A 1315-nucleotide genomic window follows, 5' to 3' on the forward strand; every position below is an offset into this window, starting at 1 on the left:
GAATATCGATGTTTAGTTTAAATGAAATGCACTATTTAAGTTTTTAATATGGAGATGTTTGTGACATTTCGATGATTAAGATTTTTATAGGTGTGCATCTTTACAAATAAACTTTGTGTTTAAAATTGAACTTAGGAAATCGATAGGTTTAGATGAAGATTTTGTTGAAGGTATGTGTCTTGTATCCTTAGTTGTTATAAAAGCGCAAAAAATGGCATCACTTTATCTTTATCTGTGTAGAAAGGATGCTATTTAGAAATTATTTTAATAATCTAATACTTTTTATCTCAGTTTCATCAAACGAATAAACAGCAAAATCAGTCTGTATATCTACAACAAGATTTCCTGTTTCACTCTCAAATTCATTTTCATAGTCAGTTACAACCCCTTCGTATTCTTCATTATTCAAAAGCGTGATAATAACATCTTTACGATATGCATCTTCAATTCTCAATACTTTTCACCTACTTATCAATATAAGGTACTATATGAGCACCTGTCTTCGAATAATGCACTTTTCCTTTTCTGGTTTCAATATACACATTATCGATATGTACTTTTCCAATAATTTGATTAAAATTAATAATCTCTTTCATATCAAATAGCTCATCACTTAATATTAGATTGCCTGTTGACATTTTTTCTCTTAACAATTCATTCAATAAATCTATAGAAAGTATTGTATAGCTAGGCAATTTCTTATTATTTAAAATGGCTCTTTTTTTATTTTCATTATATAGATGATGACCTAACATATGTCCATTTTGTTTTTCACAATTTATTTCTATTTTCATTTTACAACTTTCAATCATTTCTTTCATCTGGTTTTTAGCTTTTTCTTGTAATTTAGCTTCTTTTACTTCTACCTGATATTTACCTTCACGCTCTTTAAAGAACTTGTCTCGCCAACTGCCAACATGTGGCACTGTGGTACTTCTACACTAAGGATGCATAGGTGGCGCATTCACACCTGGTATCATATCTTTAACTTTAAATATTTTTCCGTTAAGTGAATGACATAATTTAGATGTTTTACTATCTATTTTGGCAACATATTTATATTCGCCATCTTCACCAAGTTCTTTTAAATATGTTAACTTTTGTGATTCTGCATTTTCAGTAAATAGTTAAAAAAGCGTATAAAAATAGCACCACCTTCTCTTTATCTGTGTAGAAAGGATGCTATTGATATTTAGACTTTGATTGATTAATTTCTTTTTCTAATTCTTCTTTCTTCGATAATTCATCCATATGCTTAAAAAAATCTTCTATAGAAATGTAACCATCTAATTGTTGAATTGACATAATGTATTAC

The 1315-nt window shown here is 28.3% G+C and carries 2 protein-coding genes and 1 pseudogene; all 3 read right to left on the reverse strand.

From position 1 onward, the window contains the following. Window positions 1–259 precede the first annotated feature (259 nt). The 3 genes and pseudogenes from IDG60_RS14605 to IDG60_RS24050 all read right to left on the reverse strand — a co-directional run bounded on the left by IDG60_RS14605 (window position 260) and on the right by IDG60_RS24050 (window position 1305). Window positions 260–454, reverse strand: a complete 195-nt coding sequence (locus tag IDG60_RS14605) for a hypothetical protein (RefSeq protein WP_001217300.1) — start codon at window positions 452–454, stop codon at window positions 260–262. A gap of 10 nt (window positions 455–464) precedes the next feature. Beyond that, window positions 465–1112 (reverse strand): annotated as a pseudogene (locus IDG60_RS14610) (minor capsid protein); the annotation flags it as partial. 70 nt (window positions 1113–1182) lie between these two features. Next, window positions 1183–1305, reverse strand: a complete 123-nt coding sequence (locus tag IDG60_RS24050) for a hypothetical protein (RefSeq protein WP_000027399.1) — start codon at window positions 1303–1305, stop codon at window positions 1183–1185. Between the last annotated feature and the right edge of the window lie 10 nt (window positions 1306–1315).

The sequence above is a fragment of the Staphylococcus sp. EG-SA-2 genome (assembly GCF_017152085.1).

Excerpts from the sequence above, each read along its gene's own strand:
- IDG60_RS24050 (WP_000027399.1), bottom strand. The coding sequence starts at position 1,305 with ATGTCAATTCAACAATTAGATGGTTACATTTCTATAGAAGATTTTTTT.